This is a genomic window from Escherichia albertii (genome assembly GCF_028622335.1).
GTDB lineage: Bacteria > Pseudomonadota > Gammaproteobacteria > Enterobacterales > Enterobacteriaceae > Escherichia > Escherichia albertii.
The window spans coordinates 3,398,690-3,417,756 of the sequence record NZ_CP117568.1 but is presented as its reverse complement, the minus strand read 5'-3'; the positions used below and the strand labels follow the sequence as shown (position 1 = coordinate 3,417,756).

Here is a 19,067-nt window from a genome sequence, read left to right as displayed (position 1 = left end):
GTAATTTATCGTCACGAAGCTCGCCTTCGCAGGAGTTTAATTATGTCTTCGGATGCTGATGCTCACAAAGTGGGCTTAATCCCCGTCACCCTGATGGTGTCGGGGAATATTATGGGGTCAGGTGTTTTTCTGTTACCTGCAAACCTGGCCTCCACTGGCGGGATTGCCATTTATGGATGGTTGGTGACAATTATCGGTGCGCTGGGACTCTCGATGGTATACGCCAAAATGTCGTTCCTCGACCCCAGCCCCGGCGGCTCTTACGCCTATGCCCGACGCTGCTTTGGCCCTTTCCTCGGTTATCAAACCAACGTTCTCTACTGGCTGGCCTGCTGGATCGGTAATATCGCCATGGTGGTCATTGGCGTAGGATATTTAAGTTATTTCTTCCCCATTCTGAAAGATCCATTGGTATTAACCATTACTTGCGTCGTGGTGCTGTGGATTTTCGTTCTGCTGAATATCGTCGGCCCTAAAATGATCACCCGCGTTCAGGCCGTTGCCACCGTACTGGCGCTGATCCCTATTGTCGGAATTGCCGTATTCGGTTGGTTCTGGTTTCACGGTGCAACCTATATGGCGGCCTGGAACGTCAGCGGTCTGGGTACCTTCGGCGCGATTCAAAGCACCCTTAACGTTACCCTGTGGTCATTTATTGGGGTAGAAAGTGCTTCCGTTGCGGCTGGCGTGGTGAAAAATCCCAAACGCAATGTGCCAATCGCCACCATCGGCGGGGTATTGATTGCCGCCGTTTGCTATGTGCTCTCCACCACCGCAATTATGGGGATGATACCCAACGCGGCACTGCGCGTTTCTGCCTCGCCGTTCGGTGATGCGGCGCGAATGGCGCTGGGCGACACCGCCGGCGCGATTGTCTCCTTTTGCGCGGCAGCAGGTTGCTTAGGCTCACTGGGCGGTTGGACCCTGCTGGCGGGGCAAACGGCAAAAGCCGCCGCCGATGACGGCCTGTTCCCGCCGATTTTTGCCCGCGTAAACAAAGCAGGTACACCAGTAGCAGGCCTGATTATCGTCGGCATTTTAATGACGATATTCCAGCTCAGCAGCATCTCGCCAAACGCCACTAAAGAGTTTGGACTGGTTTCTTCCGTGTCGGTTATCTTTACGCTGGTGCCATATCTTTATACCTGCGCCGCGTTACTGCTGTTAGGTCACGGCCACTTCGGCAAAGCACGTCCGGCGTATCTGGCCATTACGACTATTGCTTTTCTCTACTGCATCTGGGCGGTAGTTGGTTCTGGCGCAAAAGAAGTCATGTGGTCATTTGTCACCCTGATGGTGATCACCGCCATGTATGCGTTGAATTACAACCGGTTGCATAAAAACCCGTATCCATTAGATGCGCCAATAAGCAAAGATTAACGCCTCTTAATCCCGCAGGCAGATAAGCCAACCTTAAGAACTTAAGGTTGGCTTAATTTTGCTTTGCGAGCATATGCGCACTTTGTTTGATGGAAATACCGTGATGTTGAAGCGCCTTCTAAAAAGACCCTCTTTAAATTTATTCGCCTGGTTACTACTCGCTGCTTTTTATATCTCAGTCTGCCTGAATATCGCCTTTTTTAGACAGGTGTTGCAGGTGTTACCGCTGGATTCACTGCATAACGTTCTGGTTTTCTTGTCGATGCCGGTCGTCGCATTCAGCGTGATTAATATTGTCCTGACGCTAGGCACCTTCTTATGGCTTAACCGTCCGATAGCTTGCCTGTTTATTCTGGTCGGCGCGGCGGCACAATATTTCATCATGACCTATGGCATCGTCATCGACCGCTCAATGATCACCAATATCATTGATACGACCCCAGCGGAAAGTTATGCCCTGATGACCCCGCAAATGCTGTTAACGCTGGGATTAAGTGGCGTGTTGGCCGCGATTATTGCCTGCTGGATCAAAATCAAACCCTCCACTTCACGTTTGCGAAGCGTTCTTTTACGCGGAGCCAATATCCTGATTTCCGTGCTACTAATTCTGTTGGTTGCGGCACTGTTCTACAAAGACTATGCCTCGCTATTTCGCAATAACAAAGAGCTGGTGAAATCCTTAAGCCCGTCCAACAGCATTGTTGCCAGTTGGTCGTGGTATTCCCACCAGCGGTCGGCTAATCTGCCACTGATACGCATTGGTGAAGATGCTCGTCGCAACCCATTAATGCAAGACGGGAAACGTAAAAACCTGACCATTTTGATCGTCGGAGAAACGTCGCGCGCAGAGAACTTCTCACTGAATGGTTATCCACGCGAAACCAATCCACGTCTGGCAAAAGATAATGTGGTCTATTTCCCTGATACCGCTTCTTGCGGCACGGCAACAGCCGTCTCTGTACCATGCATGTTCTCGGATATGCCGCGCGAGCATTACAAAGAAGAGCTGGCGCAACACCAGGAAGGTGTGTTGGATATCATTCAACGGGCGGGTATTAGTGTGCTGTGGAATGACAACGATGGCGGCTGTAAAGGTGTCTGCGACCGCGTGCCTCACCAGAACGTCACCGCGCTGAACCTGCCAGGTCAGTGCATCAACGGCGAATGCTATGACGAAGTGCTGTTCCACGGGCTGGAAGAGTACATCAATAATCTGCAAGGCGATGGCCTCATTGTATTACACACCATCGGTAGCCACGGTCCGACCTATTACAACCGCTATCCGCCGCAGTTCAGGAAATTTACCCCGACCTGCGACACTAACGAAATCCAGACCTGCTCACAGGAACAACTGGTGAATACCTACGACAATACGGTGCTCTATGTCGATTATATTGTTGATAAAGCGATTAATCTGCTGAAAGAACATCAGGATAAATTCACCACCAGTCTGGTTTATCTTTCAGACCACGGCGAATCGTTAGGAGAAAACGGTATCTATCTGCACGGTCTGCCGTACGCCATCGCCCCGGACAGCCAGAAACAGGTACCGATGCTGTTGTGGCTGTCAGAGGATTATCAAAAACGTTATCAGGTTGACCAGAGTTGCCTGCAAGAACTGGCAAAAACGCAGCACTATTCACAGGACAATTTATTCTCAACCTTGTTGGGATTAACCGGCGTCGAGACGAAGTATTATCAGGCCGCGGATGATATTCTGCAGACCTGCAGGAGAAATACTCAATGAAAATTCTGATTGTTGAAGACGATACACTGTTATTGCAGGGGCTGATTCTGGCGGCGCAAACCGAAGGTTACGCCTGCGATGGCGTCTCGACAGCGCGGATGGCAGAGCAAAGCCTTGAAGCCGGGCATTATAGCCTGGTGGTGCTGGATTTAGGTTTACCCGATGAAGATGGGCTGCATTTTCTCGCCCGTATCCGGCAGAAAAAATACACTCTGCCGGTGTTAATTCTCACCGCCCGCGATACTCTTACCGACAAAATCGCCGGGCTGGATGTCGGGGCTGACGACTATCTGGTAAAACCGTTCGCGCTGGAAGAATTGCACGCCCGCATCCGTGCATTGCTGCGCCGCCATAATAATCAAGGCGAGAGCGAGCTGAATGTAGGCAACCTGACGCTAAATATGGGACGCCGTCAGGTATGGATGAGCGGTGAAGAACTGATTCTGACGCCCAAAGAGTATGCTCTGTTGTCGCGCCTGATGCTTAAAGCAGGTAGCCCGGTGCATCGGGAAATTCTCTACAACGATATATACAACTGGGACAACGAACCCTCAACCAACACTCTGGAAGTGCATATCCATAACCTACGCGACAAAGTGGGCAAAGCCCGTATCCGCACCGTGCGCGGCTTTGGTTATATGCTGGTCGCCAATGAGGAAAAGTAATTGAATCTGATGCGTTTTCTACGCCAACCAATATCACTGCGTCAGCGGTTGATATTGACCATCGGGGCTATTCTGCTGGTATTTGAGCTGATCAGCGTCTTTTGGCTATGGCATGAAAGTACCGAGCAGATTCAGCTTTTTGAACAGGCGCTGCGCGACAATCGCAACAACGATCGCCACATCATGCGTGAGATCCGCGAAGCTGTCGCCAGCCTGATTGTCCCCGGCGTCTTTATGGTCAGCCTGACGTTGTTTATCTGCTATCAGGCGCTACGGCGCATCACACGCCCGCTGGCAGAGCTGCAAAAAGAGCTGGAAGCGCGTACCGCCGACAACTTAACGCCCATCACCATTCACAGCGCCACTCTCGAAATCGAAGCGGTAGTTTCGGCGCTGAACGATCTGGTAAGCCGCCTGACCAACACGCTGGATAATGAACGCCTGTTTACCGCTGACGTCGCTCATGAACTGCGAACACCGCTGGCAGGGGTGCGTTTGCATCTGGAGTTACTGGCGAAAACACACCATATTGATGTGGCGCCGTTAGTGGCGCGGCTTGATCAAATGATGGAGAGCGTCTCCCAGTTGTTGCAACTGGCGCGCGCCGGGCAATCATTTTCTTCGGGAAATTATCAGCATGTAAAGCTGCTGGAAGATGTGATCCTGCCATCGTATGACGAACTCAGCACCATGCTCGACCAGCGTCAACAAACCTTGCTGTTGCCAGAAAGCGCCGCTGACATCACCGTTCAGGGCGACGCGACGCTACTGCGAATGTTGTTGCGTAATCTGGTCGAAAACGCCCATCGCTATAGCCCACCAAACACCAACATCATGATTAAGCTGCAAGATGATAGCGATGCGGTAATGGCTGTTGAAGATGAAGGGCCTGGTATTGATGAGAGTAAATGCGGGGAGTTAAGCAAAGCATTTGTGCGGATGGACAGCCGTTATGGCGGGATTGGTTTGGGATTAAGTATTGTCAGCCGCATCACACAATTGCATCACGGGCAATTTTTCCTGCAAAACCGGGAAGGGACATCCGGTACGCGCGCCTGGGTACGGCTGAAGAAAGATCAATACGTTGTAAACCAGATATAAAGAAAGCTGCTTACGACCAGCACGCTGAACACGGTGGTTAAACTTTCATAAATACGTTTTTTCATGGCACTCTCCTCCAGACGAATGGAGGAGAGTATGCGTATGAGAGCTTAAGTGAACCTTAAGATCCAGACATCATGCCTTACCCAATGGCAGGCCAGATAAGACGCGTCAGCGTCGCATCAGGCAACCTGCTTCAGATTACGCATCAATACGTGGATGTTGCAGCACCAGGCGAGCACGTTTCGCCTGCAATTCGGCAATTTCATGGTCGATATCATCAATTTTCTGCTCGATATTATCGTAATGCTCGCCGAGAATTTCCTTCGCTTCCTGTAAATCCGATGCCGCCGGCGTCGCGCCTTTCAGCGGACGATTTGCCGTCTCTTTCATGGTAATACCGGTAATCAAACCAATTACCGCCACCACCATCAGATAATATGCCGGCATCATCAGATTCTGCGAACTTTCTACCAGCCAGGCCGCCAGCGTTGGCGTCAGACCGGCAATCAACACCGAAATATTAAACGCTGCCGCCAGCGCGCTATAACGAATATGCGTCGGGAACATCGCTGGCAACGTAGAAGCCATCACCCCGGTAAAGCAGTTAAGGATCACAGCCAGCATCAGTAACCCGGCAAAAATCAGACCGATGATATTGCTGTTAATCAGGATAAACGCCGGGATCGCCAGTGCAAACAACGCCACACTGCCAAAGATCACAAACGGACGACGACCAAAACGGTCGCTCAGCAGCCCCATTACTGGCTGCACAAACAGCATGCCAATCATAATGGCGATGATAATCAGCACGCCGTGATCTTCCGAGTAATGCAGGTTATGCGAAAGGTAACTCGGCATATAAGTCAGCAACATGTAGTAAGTGACGTTAGTTGCAATCACCAGACCGACGCAGGCCAGCAAACTACGCCAGTGTTTAGTGGCAATCTCTTTAAATGAAACTTTCGGGCCATCCTGTAAACTTTCACGGTCGCCCTGCTCCAGTTTCTCAACATGCTGCTGAAACGCCGGGGTTTCTTCCAGGGCATGACGCAGATAAAGCCCAATAATCCCTAATGGCAGAGCGATAAAGAACGGAATGCGCCAGCCCCAGTCGAGGAATTTCTCTTCGCCGACAAGGGTCGAAATTAACACCACTACGCCTGCGCCCAATACAAATCCGGCAATGGAGCCAAAGTCCAGCCAACTGCCCATAAAGCCACGTTTACGATCGGGAGAATATTCCGCGACAAATATCGACGCTCCGGTATATTCGCCCCCCACCGAGAAGCCTTGCGCCATCTTACACAGCAACAGCAGAATCGGCGCCCAAATACCAATAGAAGCGTAGGACGGTATTAAGCCGATACAGAACGTACTGATCGACATAATCACAATGGTGATAGCGAGTATCTTCTGGCGACCATATTTATCGCCCAACATACCAAAGAAGAGTCCACCAAGCGGTCGAATCAGAAAGGGAACGGAGAAAGTGGCCAGTGCGGCAACCATCTGCACACCAGGGTCTGCGCCCGGGAAAAAGACTTTACCTAATGCGTAAGCAACAAAACCATAGACACCAAAATCGAACCACTCCATTGCATTACCCAGCGATGCCGCAGTAATGGCTTTTCGCAATTTGCCGTCATCAATAATCGTGACGTCACGAAGGGTAATCGGTTTTACTTTTTTCCTTTTCAGCATAGCTTTCCTCACAGAGTAAGCCCATTTCCGCACACGCCAGAAAATCAACGCGACGGCCGCAAAAGGAGAGCGGGAATTGCAGGATGCAATTTCTGTAACAAGCGTAGCGGGTTTACTTACACGGTCTGCTGAGGACTGTACAACCAAACCTGTTGACGCCTGAGTTGGGCAGTTAATAACCTTTTTACCCTACCAGCGTTTAAATTTGTGATCAACTTCGCATGCACATTTCGTTTGATATTCATTGATGCAACCAATTTATCACACTTGTTTTACAGAAAAGATTTCCTCTATCATCGCCTTCGCCAAACGCTGTACTGAACAGAGTCGCGGCATCCCCAACGCGACAGCCTGCCACCGCGGGGTCACTGACCAACAAACGGGATGTTTGTCCGCCTGTCTCCGCATCCCTCGTTGCACTAACCTTTTCTCTTTCCAACGACAACGGGCGGAAAACCACTCATACAAGGCGGCAATTTGCTGTGGGAGTTCCGGGAAAACAGTAACAGACGTTCCACCTCCTGACTTAACTCATATGCACATGGAAAGTTCTTCCTTAAAGTAAATTTAATTACTTTTATTTATCCAGATCGTTTTTAATCATGCTTTCGGATTTCACAATTAATATAAAAATAATCCTATATTTAATAGATTATTTTACTGGAATGAGTAATCCTCTTCCGACACATAAAATCAGAAGATAAAAATAACAATTGAATTAAAAAAAGAACAAGAAGAGCTTTAACATTAGCTTAAATAATAAATGGAGGAAAAAGATTATTTTCTTTTTACGTTGTCTTTCAAATGAAAACGATCGTCGTCTAAAATCAGCAGTACCCCCGACAAACTCAGGGATTTTGTGTATAATTGCGGCCTTTTTCGGCAATCTGCCGTTTTTTGGCGCTTTTGCCCCGCTGACTTTTGAGGAAATTCACATGTCATTACCAAACTGCCCGAAATGCAACTCCGAATACACTTACGAAGATAACGGCATGTACATCTGCCCGGAATGCGCCTACGAATGGAACGATAACGAACCTGCGCAGGAAAGCGACGAACTGATCGTTAAAGATGCGAACGGCAACCTGCTGGCTGACGGCGACAGCGTGACCATCATTAAAGATCTAAAAGTGAAAGGTAGCTCTTCAATGCTGAAGATCGGTACCAAAGTGAAAAACATCCGCCTGGTTGAAGGCGACCATAACATCGATTGCAAGATCGACGGTTTTGGTCCGATGAAGCTGAAATCTGAGTTCGTGAAAAAGAGCTGATTTCACATGCCGGGTGCAAAGCATCCGGCAACAGTGCCAAATGCCTGATGCGACGCTCACGCGTCTTATCAGGCCTACTCCCTCACTGGTATAAATTTCGAACTACACTTAACTGACTTCTCTTAACTGAGGTCATCATCATGTCGTTAAGCCCCTACCTCTCTTTTGCCGGTAACTGTGCCGACGCAATAGCCTATTATCAACGCACGTTAGGCGCGGAATTACTCTATAAAATCAGCTTCGGCGAAATGCCGAAACCAGCACAGGACAGCGCCGAAGGTTGCCCGTCAGGTATGCAATTTCCCGATACTGCCATCGCCCATGCCAATGTGCGCATCGCCGGCAGCGATATCATGATGAGCGATGCCATACCATCAGGAAAAGCCAACTACTCCGGCTTTACGCTGGTGCTCGACTCACATCAGGTCGAGGAAGGAAAACGTTGGTTTGATAACCTTGCCGCCCACGGAAAAATCGAAATGACCTGGCAGGAAACCTTCTGGGCGCATGGATTCGGCAAAGTCACCGATAAATTTGGTGTGCCATGGATGATTAATGTCGTCAAACAACAGCCAACGGAATAATCCACCAGTAGCCATATTGAACTGCTGGGCGTGGATGATGGAAAACGCGCTACCATCAGGGTTTGATGAGATGGTGATTGAGGTGACGTGAAGAGAAATACCCGCGCCTCCTATATCACCGCCTGTACTCCTCTTCCATTCTCCGCGCCTCATCTTCCAGTTGCCGACGTTCCTGATCAAGCTGGCGTTGGCGATCGTCCAGTTGTCTGCGGCGATCTTCAAACTGGCGGCGACGATCGTCATATTGCCTACGGCGATCGTCGCTCACTTCACGCTGCCAGCCGTCGCCGCGCGAATCGTCATAGTCTCGCCCACCGTCAGGGTTATAAGCGTCGTTAATCGCCTGCTGAATATTGCCAATCGTGTCGTCGATAATATCGGCCTGGGCCGGAACGGTGGTCAGCGTGAGCAGGGAGAAAAGAAAGGGCGTGGAATAAGGTTTCATAAGTCAGTCTCTGTGATGGACTGGCTTAACGTTAATCGAGTCTGGATACTGAGAGTAGCGGAGGAATCTCAAACACACTCTTACGACTTCTTGAGAAATTCTGAAAACAACATCACATCCGCCACCGCCCACGCAATGTCTGACGCCCTTTCCACGCGTACCAATACCTGTCACCCGATATGACAAACCGTGGCGGTAAAACATGTTCACTGAATGCAAATAGTAATGCCATCATCCACAACCAGTACAACAGGTTTCATGGTTTTACTTTGAGTTATTCACCTCCTCAATACGCGCGCATATTTCTTGCCGGAAGGAAAGAGTGACATAATGTATATAATAAAAATATAGAACACAGATAATCATTGATAATGATAATAAATATGCAGCATATTTTTGCCATTAGCACAAATGCCTAATAAAAATATTCCCCCGGCTCACACTTCCCCTTCTTAAACCTGCAAATTCCCAATTATGATAACGTCAGCAGCAAATAATCATTTTACGTGAATTAAATATTCACAAAACAAATGTTAAATGGAGATTTATATGAATAACTCACGGTTATTCCGTTTGAGCAGGATTGTTATTGCATTAACCGCCGCCAGCGGCATGTTAATAAATACGGCTTACGCAAAAGACGTCGCACAAGACGCCTCTCAATATACTAAAGAGATTAACCAGAATTACGCAAAATCACTGCCGTTTAGCGATCGTCAGGACTTTGAAGACGCGCAGAGAGGCTTTATCGCGCCACTAAAGGATGAAGGTATTCTGCGAGATGCCAACGGCAAAGCGTATTATCGGGCAGAAGATTATAAATTCGATATCAACGCCGCCGCCCCCGAAACCGTCAACCCCAGCCTGTGGCGTCAGTCACAGTTAAACGGTATTTCCGGTCTGTTTAAAGTCACCGACAGAATGTATCAGGTTCGCGGTCAGGACGTTTCCAATATCACCTTTATCGAAGGTGATACCGGCATTATCGTTATCGACCCGCTGGTAACCGCTAACGCGGCAAAAGCCAGCCTTGACCTCTATTACCAGAATCGCCCGCATAAACCTGTGGTTGCCGTCATCTATACCCATAGCCATACCGATCACTATGGTGGCGTAAAAGGTGTGGTTTCTGAAGAAGATGTGAAGTCCGGCAAAGTGCAAATCATTGCACCTGCTGGTTTTATGGAAGAAGCCATCAGCGAAAACGTGCTGGCGGGCAACATCATGAGCCGTCGCGCGCTTTACTCATACGGCCTGCTGCTGCCACACAATGCCCAGGGTAACGTTGGCAATGGCCTAGGCGTAACGATCGCCACAGGTAACCCAACGATCATCGCACCGACCAAAACCGTTACCAAAACCGGCGAGAAGATGGTTATCGACGGTCTGGAATTCGATTTCCTGATGGCCCCAGGTAGTGAAGCGCCAGCGGAAATGCACTTCTATATTCCAGCGCTGAAAGCGCTTTGTACCGCCGAGAACGCTACTCACACACTGCATAATTTCTACACCCTGCGCGGCGCGAAAACTCGTGACACCAGCAAGTGGACCGAGTATTTGAACGAAACACTGGACATGTGGGGCAGCCAGGCAGAAGTCCTGTTTATGCCGCATACCTGGCCGGTATGGGGTAATAAGCATATCAATGATTATATTGGTAAATATCGCGATACCATCAAGTACATTCACGATCAGACCCTGCATCTGGCAAACCAGGGTTACACCATGAATGAAATTGGCGACATGATTAAGCTGCCACCTGCGCTTGCCAATAACTGGGCCAGCCGCGGCTATTACGGTTCCGTCAGTCACAATGCGCGTGCAGTTTATAACTTCTACCTTGGTTATTTCGATGGCAATCCGGCCAACCTGCATCCGTATGGTCAGGTTGAAATGGGTAAACGTTATGTAAAAGCGCTGGGCGGTTCCGCACACGTCATCAATCTGGCGCAAGAAGCGAACAAACAAGGGGATTACCGCTGGTCAGCCGAATTGCTGAAACAGGTGATTTCCGCCAATCCGGGAGACCAGGTAGCGAAGAATCTGCAGGCGAATAACTTTGAGCAGCTTGGTTATCAGGCGGAATCGGCCACCTGGCGCGGCTTCTACCTGACTGGCGCGAAAGAACTGCGTGAAGGTGTGCATAAGTTCAGTCATGGCGCTACCGACTCTGCTGACACTATTCGCGGGATGTCCGTCGAGATGCTGTTCGATTATATGGCCGTTCGTCTCGATAGCGGAAAAGCCGCAGGGAAGGACATCAGCCTGAACTTCAATCTGGATAAAGGTGATAGCCTCAACCTGACCCTCAATGACAGCGTGCTTAATTATCGCCACACGCTGCAACCAGAAGCTAACGCGTCCTTCTATATCAGTCGCGACGACCTGCACGCAGTCCTGACCGGACAAGCGAAAATGGCTGACCTGGTGAAAGCGAAAAAAGTCAAAGTCATCGGCGATGGCGCAAAATTGGGGGAAATTATTGCTTGTCTGGATAATTTCGAACTGTGGGTTAATATCGTTACCCCGAATTAATTCACGCAGTTTCCGGGAGCCATTTGTGCTCCCGGAAGTATTTATATAACTAACAACAATATAAATAAAAAATAAATACACCAAACAAATAAGTTATGAATGCGGTCCCGGAATAAAGCTATTTTACTCCATCAGGAAAATAGCCATACTGACGCCTTCAATGGATTTTGATATTCACTCTGGATATTGTTCGCAGCAGACAGGATGTACTTTATTATGCAAACAGTTCTATCCCGTACGGTGATACAGCTAAAAAAAGCCGCATGGATAATCCCCGCCTTCCTGTTGTCGGGATGTTCGTTATCTCCGGCGATACCCTTTATTGGCGCATATTATCCCAGTTGGCTTTTTTGTGTTATCGCCAGCCTTATTGTGACCCTCATCACAAGGCGAATTATTCAGCGGGTAAATATAAATCTGGCCTTTGTCGGAATTATTTATACCGCCCTATTTGCTCTCTACGCCATGCTGTTCTGGTTGGCATTTTTCTAATCTAGTTTGAGACGCGCTCATGGAAAGTTCGCCGAAAAAAGCTCCACGCAATAAATTCCCCGCTCTGTTAGTGGTTGCGCTGGCGCTGGTTGCCCTTGTTTTCGTTATCTGGCGCGTAGACAGTGCGCCATCAACCAACGACGCTTATGCGTCAGCCGACACCATTGATGTGGTGCCAGAAGTCAGTGGTCGCATTGTGGAGCTGGCGGTTACCGATAACCAGGCCGTTAAACAGGGCGATTTACTGTTCCGCATCGACCCGCGCCCGTACGAAGCGAATCTGGCGAAAGCCGAAGCGTCCCTCGCTGCGCTGGATAAACAAATTATACTCACCCAACGTAGCGTAAACGCCCAGCAGTTCGGCGCCGACTCGGTGAATGCCACGGTAGAAAAAGCGCGTGCCGCCGCGAAACAGGCTAGCGATACATTGCATCGTACCGAGCCGCTACTGGCAGAAGGTTTTGTCTCTGCGGAGGACGTTGATCGCGCGAGAACAGCACAGCGTGCGGCAGAAGCCGATCTTAACGCCGTGTTGTTGCAGGCGCAGTCAGCCGCCAGCGCCGTCAGCGGCGTCGATGCGCTGGTGGCGCAACGTGCGGCGGTCGAAGCTGATATTGCCCTGACCAAACTGCATCTGGAAATGGCGACAGTACGTGCGCCGTTTGATGGTCGCGTTGTTTCACTGAAGACTTCGGTCGGTCAGTTTGCCTCCGCAATGCGCCCTATTTTCACACTTATCGACACTCGCCACTGGTACGTGATTGCCAACTTCCGCGAAACCGATCTGAAAAACATTCATGTCGGAACGCCAGCAACCATTCGCCTGATGAGTGACAGCGGCAAAACCTTCGAGGGTAAAGTGGATTCCATTGGTTACGGCGTGTTACCGGACGACGGCGGTCTGGTGCTTGGCGGTCTACCAAAAGTGCCTCGTTCCATTAACTGGGTTCGCGTCGCCCAGCGTTTTCCGGTCAAAATCATGGTCGATAAACCGGATCCAGAAATGTTCCGTATCGGCGCTTCGGCAACCGCTAATCTTGAGCTGCAATAATGAGCGCCATCAACTACCTGCCATTATCAGTGGTCAGGCTGCTGGCGTTCTTTCATGAAGAACTAAGCGAGCGACGACCAGGCCGCGTGCCGCAGACAGTGCAATTGTGGGTCGGCTGCCTGCTTGTAGTGTTGATCTCCATGACCTTTGAGATCCCTTTTCTGGCGCTCTCTCTGGCGGTACTGTTTTATGGCATTCAGTCCAACGCCTTCTATACCAAATTTGTAGCGATCCTCTTTGTGGTCGCTACAGTACTGGAAATTGGCAGCCTGTTTTTGATCTACAAATGGTCATACAGCTACCCACTGATCCGGCTGATCATCGCCGGACCTATCCTGATGGGCTGCATGTTTATGATGCGTACCCATCGGTTGGGACTGGTTTTCTTTGCCGTTGCCATTGTCGCTATTTACGGACAAACATTTCCCGGAATGCTCGACTACCCGGAAATTGTCGTGCGCTTAACACTATGGTGCATCGTTGTTGGTCTCTACCCGACACTGCTGATGACCTTAATTGGCGTGCTGTGGTTTCCCAGTCGGGCTATCAGCCAGATGCATCAAGCCCTTAATGACAGACTGGACGATGCCTTAAGCCATCTGGCAGAAAATCTCACGCCTTTGCCGGAAAAACAGGTTGAAAGAGAGGCGTTGGCGTTGCAAAAACTGAACGTATTTTGCCTCGCAGACGACGCAGACTGGCGAGAGAAAAGCGCATGGTGGCAAAGTTGCGTAGCGACGGTGACCTACATTTACTCTACGCTAAATCGCTACCATCCCGCCGATTTTGCCGAATCACAGGCCACGAAAGAGCTGCGACAAAAATTAGCGGCTGAAATCGAAAAACTTCAGCAAGCTATTGCGCAAGGTGAAAGTTGGCAAAGTGACTGGCGTCTTAGCGAAGAAGAAGCCGTGGCGGCCCGGGTATGCAACCTGGAGAATATCTGCCAGGCACTGATGCAACTGGGACAGATGGATCCCAACACACCGCCAACGCCTGCCGCTAAACCACCATCAATGGTGCCCGACGCCTTTACGAACCCGGACTATATGCGTTATGCGGTGAAAACGCTGCTCGCCTGTTTGATCTGTTACACCTTCTATAGCGGCGTCGACTGGGAAGGCATCCACACTTGTATGTTGACCTGCGTGATCGTCGCCAACCCGACCATCGGTTCGTCATACCAGAAGATGGCGTTGCGTTTTGGCGGAGCCTTCTGCGGGGCGATTCTGGCATTGTTATTCACGCTGCTGGTCATGCCCTGGCTGGATAATATTGTCGAATTACTGTTTGCTCTTGCTCCGATTTTCCTGTTGGGCGCGTGGATTGCCACCAGCTCCGAACGATCTTCTTATATCGGTACGCAACTGGTGGTGACCTTTGCGCTCGCCACGCTCGAAAACGTCTTTGGTCCCGTCTATGACCTGGTTGAGATCCGCGATCGCGCCTTCGGTATCATCATTGGTACCGTGGTATCTGCGGTGATCTACACCTTTGTCTGGCCAGAAAGCGAAGCTCGTGCTTTACCGTCAAAACTGGCGGCAGCGCTGGGAATGTTAAGCAAGATGATGCGTATTCCACGCCAGCATGAAACATCCACTCTGCGAAGCTATCTGCAAATTCGCATCGGTTTACATGCGGCGTTCAATGCCTGCGAAGAAATGTGTGACCGCGTAGCACTGGAACGTCAGTTGGATGCTGAAGAACGCGTTGCGCTGGTTGTACGTGCACAAAGCATCATTCGTCAGGGACGCGATATTCTGCACGCCTGGGACGTCACCTGGAACTCGGCGCAAATAATGGATAACGCGCTACAACCAGATCGCGCCAGTCAATTTGCCGATGCGCTGGAAAAATACACTGCTGGTCTGGCGACAGCCTCCAGCCGCCCTCCACAAATCACAGCGGAAGAGATAACGCCCTCGCAGGCCGCATTCTCCACCTTAGAAAAACAGGAGCAACACGTCTGCCAGCTCATCGCTCGCCTGCCAGACTGGACAGCCCCGGCATTAACGCCCGCCACGGAACAGGCACAAGGAGCCACGCAATGATCAATCATCAACTTTCACGCCTGCTGTTGTGCGGCATTCTCGGCAGCGCGACGCTGATGTCCGGCTGTGCGTTGATTCGCAAGGATTCCGCGCCTCATCAACAGCTTAAACCGGAACAAATCAAACTGGCCAATGATATTCATCTGGCCAGTTCCGGCTGGCCGCAAGCGCAATGGTGGAAACAATTTAACGATCCACAACTGGACGCCCTGATTAAACGGACGCTAAGCGGTTCACACACCCTCGCTGAAGCGAAATTGCGGGAAGAAAAAGCACAGTCGCAAGCCGATCTGTTAGATGCAGGTTCGCAATTACAGGTGGCGGCGTTAGGGATGCTCAATCGCCAGCGCGTCTCGGCGAACGGATTTTTAAGCCCTTATGCGATGGATGCGCCTGCACTGGGTATGGACGGACCGTACTACACAGAAGCCACCGTAGGGCTATTCGCTGGCCTGGATCTCGATCTGTGGGGAGTGCATCGCTCATCGGTTGCTGCCGCTATTGGCGCACATAACGCCGCGCTGGCAGAAACAGCAGCGGTTGAGTTATCGCTGACCACTGGCGTCGCACAGCTTTATTACAGCATTCAGGCCAGTTACCAGATGCTCGATCTGTTAGAGCAAACTCATGACGTTATTGATTATGCGGTGAAGGCGCACCAGAGCAAAGTCGCACACGGCCTGGAAGCGCAAGTACCTTTCCACGGCGCACGAGCGCAAATTCTGGCTGTGGAAAAACAAATTGCCGCCGTCAAAGGGCAAATTACCGAAACCCGTGAAGCCCTGCGGGCGTTAACTGGCGCAGGCGCCAGCGATATGCCAGAGATCAAATCGACGGCGCTGCCACAGGTTCAGACCGGCATTCCTGCGACGCTCTCATATGATTTACTCGCCAGACGCCCGGATCTACAAGCCATGCGCTGGTATGTTCAGGCATCGCTAAATCAGGTAGATGCAGCACGTGCACTGTTCTATCCGAGCTTTGATATCAAAGCGTTTTTCGGTCTGGATTCCATCCACCTGGATACCTTATTCAAAAACACCAGTCGACAGATTAACTTCATCCCGGGTCTGAAATTACCGCTGTTTGATGGCGGAAGGTTGAACGCGAACCTTGAAGGCACCCGCGCCACCAGCAATATGATGATTGAACGTTACAACCAGTCGGTGCTGAATGCCGTCCGTGATGTCGCAGTCAATGGTACGCGTCTGCAAACGCTCAATGAAGAACGAGAAATGCAGGCAGAGCGCGTGGAAGCAACCCGTTTTACCCAACGCGCCGCCGACGCTGCATATAAACGCGGTTTAACCAGTCGCTTGCAGGCCACTGAAGCCCAATTACCCGTGCTTTCTGAAGAGATGGCGTTACTGATGCTGGATAGTCGTCGTGTGATTCAAAGCATTCAGTTGATGAAATCGCTGGGCGGCGGGTATCAGGCAGCGCCCATCGTCGAGAAAAAATAAAACCTCTGCCGCGTGATGGCTGTCACGCGGCATTTCATTTCGTCACGTCAAAACTGACGACAGCCTGTTTTTCGTCAGAGTTTTGAATAAAGAGTGCCCGTAATATCAGGAAATAGCCCCAAATAAAATGTGGCATAAAAGATGCATACTGTAGTCGAGAGCGCGTATGCGTGATTTGATTAACTGGAGCGAGACCGATGAAAAAAGTCGTCACGGTTTGCCCATATTGCGCATCAGGTTGCAAAATCAACCTGGTCGTCGATAACGGCAAAATCGTCCGGGCGGAGGCAGCGCAGGGGAAAACCAACCAGGGAACCCTGTGTCTGAAGGGGTATTATGGCTGGGATTTCATTAACGATACCCAGATCCTGACCCCGCGCCTGAAAACCCCCATGATCCGTCGCCAGCGTGGCGGCAAACTCGAACCTGTTTCCTGGGATGAGGCACTGAATTACGTTGCCGAGCGCCTGAGCGCCATCAAAGAGAAGTACGGTCCAGATGCCATCCAGACGACCGGCTCCTCGCGCGGTACGGGTAACGAAACCAACTATGTAATGCAAAAATTTGCGCGCGCCGTTATTGGTACCAATAACGTTGACTGCTGCGCTCGCGTCTGACACGGCCCATCGGTTGCAGGTCTGCACCAATCGGTCGGTAACGGCGCAATGAGCAATGCCATTAACGAAATTGACAATACCGATTTAGTGTTCGTCTTCGGGTACAACCCGGCTGATTCCCACCCGATCGTGGCGAATCACGTGATTAACGCTAAACGTAACGGCGCGAAAATTATTGTCTGCGATCCGCGCAAAATTGAAACCGCGCGCATTGCTGACATGCACATCGCGCTGAAAAACGGCTCGAACATCGCGCTGTTGAATGCGATGGGCCATGTCATTATTGAAGAAAATCTGTACGACAAAGCATTCGTTGCTTCCCGTACGGAAGGCTTTGAAGAGTATCGCAAAATCGTTGAAGGCTACACGCCGGAGTCGGTTGAAGATATCACCGGCGTCAGCGCCAGTGAGATCCGTCAGGCGGCGAGGATGTATGCCCAGGCAGAAAGCGCATCTATCCTGTGGGGCATGGGTGTGACCCAGTTCTATCAGGGCGTGGAAACCGTGCGTTCTCTGACCAGCCTCGCGATGCTGACCGGTAACCTCGGCAAGCCGCATGCTGGTGTTAACCCGGTTCGTGGTCAGAACAACGTACAGGGCGCCTGTGATATGGGCGCGCTGCCGGATACATATCCGGGCTATCAGTACGTGAAAGATCCAGCTAACCGCGAGAAATTCGCTAAAGCCTGGGGCGTAGAAAGTCTGCCGGCCCATACCGGTTATCGCATCAGCGAACTGCCGCACCGCGCGGCGCATGGCGAAGTGCGTGCAGCGTACATTATGGGCGAAGATCCGCTGCAAACTGACGCGGAATTGTCGGCAGTACGTAAAGCGTTTGAAGATCTGGAGCTGGTCATCGTTCAGGATATCTTTATGACCAAAACCGCGTCGGCGGCGGATGTTATTTTACCGTCAACCTCGTGGGGCGAGCATGAAGGCGTGTTTACTGCGGCGGACCGTGGCTTCCAGCGCTTCTTCAAAGCGGTTGAACCGAAGTGGGATCTGAAAACGGACTGGCAGATTATCAGTGAAATCGCCACCCGTATGGGTTACCCGATGCACTACAACAACACCCAGGAAATCTGGGACGAGTTGCGTCATCTGTGCCCGGATTTCTACGGTGCGACTTACGAGAAAATGGGCGAACTGGGCTTCATTCAGTGGCCTTGCCGCGATACTTCAGATGCCGATCAGGGGACTTCTTATCTGTTTAAAGAGAAGTTTGATACCCCGAATGGTCTGGCGCAGTTCTTCACCTGCGACTGGGTAGCGCCTATCGACAAACTCACTGAAGAGTACCCGATGGTACTGTCAACGGTGCGTGAAGTCGGTCACTACTCTTGCCGTTCGATGACCGGTAACTGTGCGGCGCTGGCGGCACTGGCTGATGAACCAGGCTACGCGCAAATCAATACCGAAGACGCCAAACGTCTGGGTATTGAAGATGAGGCATTAGTTTGGGTGCACTCACGTAAAGGCAAAATTATCACCCGCGCGCAGGTCAGCGATCGTCCGAACAAAGGGGCGATTTACATGACCTACCAGTGGTGGATTGGTGCCTGTAACGAGCTGGTCACCGAGAACTTAAGCCCGATTACGAAAACGCCGGAGTACAAATACTGCGCCGTGCGCGTCGAACCGATCGCCGATCAGCGCGCCGCCGAGCAGTACGTGATTGACGAGTACAACAAGTTGAAAACTCGCCTGCGCGAAGCAGCACTGGCGTAATACCGCTTAAACTTACGTTAAAGGCGGCGGTATTACCCAATGCCTTTGTATCAATCCGGGAACGATCAGCCGTTTCCGGATTTTTTATACATACCCGTGCAGCCAAACCAGCCCATGTTGGTTATCAGCGACATCTTTTCAGTTGTTATTCCTCTCCAGTCACAATTGCAAATGAGAATTATCTTTACTCAATTCTCATCGCGGCCTAACGTAATAATACTTTACATTTGGCG

General features: G+C 50.7%; 15 protein-coding genes and 1 pseudogene. 12 read left to right on the top strand and 4 right to left on the bottom strand.

Annotation, left to right across the window (positions count from 1 at the left end; genetic code table 11):
* The first annotated feature begins 42 nt into the window (after positions 1-42).
* From adiC to pmrB, 4 genes are all read left to right on the top strand, one after another.
* Positions 43-1,380: an arginine/agmatine antiporter gene (gene adiC, locus PS053_RS16550; RefSeq protein ID WP_000093143.1), complete on the top strand. Its 1,338-nt coding sequence runs from the start codon at positions 43-45 to the stop codon at positions 1,378-1,380.
* Positions 1,381-1,483: 103 nt separating this feature from the next.
* On the top strand, positions 1,484-3,127 hold the full coding sequence (eptA, locus tag PS053_RS16545; RefSeq protein ID WP_256878761.1) for a phosphoethanolamine transferase EptA: 1,644 nt from the start codon (positions 1,484-1,486) through the stop codon (positions 3,125-3,127).
* On the top strand, positions 3,124-3,792 hold the full coding sequence (gene basR, locus PS053_RS16540; RefSeq protein ID WP_000697906.1) for a two-component system response regulator BasR: 669 nt from the start codon (positions 3,124-3,126) through the stop codon (positions 3,790-3,792). Before eptA ends, basR begins: the two co-directional genes overlap by 4 nt.
* Positions 3,793-4,893, top strand: coding sequence for a two-component system sensor histidine kinase PmrB (gene pmrB, locus PS053_RS16535; protein ID WP_001052112.1), 1,101 nt, complete (start codon positions 3,793-3,795; stop codon positions 4,891-4,893).
* Here pmrB and pmrR read toward each other — a convergent pair.
* The 3 genes and pseudogenes from pmrR to PS053_RS16520 form a co-directional block, all read right to left on the bottom strand.
* Positions 4,869-4,958 carry an LpxT activity modulator PmrR gene (pmrR, locus tag PS053_RS16530; RefSeq protein WP_000746246.1) on the bottom strand — a complete coding sequence of 30 codons (90 nt, stop codon included), beginning with the start codon at positions 4,956-4,958 and terminating at the stop codon, positions 4,869-4,871. The two genes, pmrB and pmrR, sit on opposite strands and share 25 nt — an antisense overlap.
* A gap of 136 nt (positions 4,959-5,094) precedes the next feature.
* Positions 5,095-6,597, bottom strand: a complete 1,503-nt coding sequence (gene proP, locus PS053_RS16525) for a glycine betaine/L-proline transporter ProP (RefSeq protein WP_000919718.1) — start codon at positions 6,595-6,597, stop codon at positions 5,095-5,097.
* A 261-nt stretch (positions 6,598-6,858) separates the two neighbouring features.
* Positions 6,859-7,101: pseudogene (locus PS053_RS16520) on the bottom strand (diguanylate cyclase regulator RdcB family protein); the annotation flags it as partial.
* A 431-nt stretch (positions 7,102-7,532) separates the two neighbouring features.
* On the opposite strand from PS053_RS16520, the gene PS053_RS16515 reads away from it, so the two are divergent.
* Together PS053_RS16515 and yjdN are read left to right on the top strand one after the other, a co-directional pair.
* On the top strand, positions 7,533-7,868 hold the full coding sequence (locus tag PS053_RS16515; protein WP_002460783.1) for a zinc ribbon domain-containing protein YjdM: 336 nt from the start codon (positions 7,533-7,535) through the stop codon (positions 7,866-7,868).
* Between the two features lie 140 nt (positions 7,869-8,008).
* Positions 8,009-8,452 (top strand): VOC family metalloprotein YjdN, encoded by a 444-nt coding sequence (gene yjdN, locus PS053_RS16510; RefSeq protein ID WP_256878762.1) that lies wholly within the window; start codon positions 8,009-8,011, stop codon positions 8,450-8,452.
* Between the two features lie 115 nt (positions 8,453-8,567).
* Here the strand turns inward: yjdN and yjdP are convergent, their stop codons facing one another.
* A complete protein-coding gene (gene yjdP / locus PS053_RS16505; RefSeq protein WP_256878763.1) occupies positions 8,568-8,897 on the bottom strand; it encodes a DDRRRQL repeat protein YjdP in 330 nt (109 codons plus the stop codon).
* Between the two features lie 549 nt (positions 8,898-9,446).
* Between yjdP and PS053_RS16500 the strand changes: the two genes are divergently transcribed.
* From PS053_RS16500 to fdhF, 6 genes are all read left to right on the top strand, one after another.
* Positions 9,447-11,432 carry an alkyl/aryl-sulfatase gene (locus PS053_RS16500; protein ID WP_054411734.1) on the top strand — a complete coding sequence of 662 codons (1,986 nt, stop codon included), beginning with the start codon at positions 9,447-9,449 and terminating at the stop codon, positions 11,430-11,432.
* A 216-nt stretch (positions 11,433-11,648) separates the two neighbouring features.
* Positions 11,649-11,924, top strand: a complete 276-nt coding sequence (locus PS053_RS16495) for a YtcA family lipoprotein (protein ID WP_024164934.1) — start codon at positions 11,649-11,651, stop codon at positions 11,922-11,924.
* A gap of 19 nt (positions 11,925-11,943) precedes the next feature.
* Positions 11,944-12,975: a multidrug efflux transporter periplasmic adaptor subunit MdtN gene (gene mdtN, locus PS053_RS16490; protein ID WP_000446049.1), complete on the top strand. Its 1,032-nt coding sequence runs from the start codon at positions 11,944-11,946 to the stop codon at positions 12,973-12,975.
* Positions 12,975-15,026: a multidrug efflux transporter permease subunit MdtO gene (gene mdtO / locus PS053_RS16485; protein WP_059236144.1), complete on the top strand. Its 2,052-nt coding sequence runs from the start codon at positions 12,975-12,977 to the stop codon at positions 15,024-15,026. Before mdtN ends, mdtO begins: the two co-directional genes overlap by 1 nt.
* Positions 15,023-16,489, top strand: coding sequence for a multidrug efflux transporter outer membrane subunit MdtP (mdtP, locus tag PS053_RS16480; protein ID WP_000607093.1), 1,467 nt, complete (start codon positions 15,023-15,025; stop codon positions 16,487-16,489). The genes mdtO and mdtP overlap by 4 nt, the downstream gene beginning before the upstream one ends.
* Positions 16,490-16,686: 197 nt before the next feature.
* Positions 16,687-18,834 (top strand): formate dehydrogenase subunit alpha, encoded by a 2,148-nt coding sequence (gene fdhF, locus PS053_RS16475; protein WP_077629437.1) that lies wholly within the window; start codon positions 16,687-16,689, stop codon positions 18,832-18,834.
* Positions 18,835-19,067: the final 233 nt, after the last annotated feature.